We start from the raw sequence: 231 nt of genomic DNA on the forward strand, positions 1-231 counted from the left end.
CTGAATATTTCCATTGACGACATTCGTTGTGTAGCTTTGTTTATGGCGTTTGCTTTTGAATTTTGGGAACCTGGCATGCCCTTTGAAGAAGGCTTTATATGCCTTATCTAAATTTAGTTGAGCGTTTGCCAACGCTAATGAATCGACTTCTTTTAGCCATTCGTATTCTTTTTTGTAATTGGCAGGGGTAGGATGTTTTACCTTTTTCCATGCTTCTTTATCATCTTTTAG

The 231-nt window shown here is 37.2% G+C and carries 1 pseudogene; it reads right to left on the reverse strand.

Annotated elements, in window-relative coordinates:
* A pseudogene (locus Q1A47_RS20770) lies at window positions 1-231 on the reverse strand (RNA-guided endonuclease TnpB family protein); the annotation flags it as partial.

The sequence above is a fragment of the uncultured Virgibacillus sp. genome, assembly GCF_947495635.1.
GTDB classification, from domain to species: Bacteria; Bacillota; Bacilli; order Bacillales; family Amphibacillaceae; genus Virgibacillus; species Virgibacillus salarius.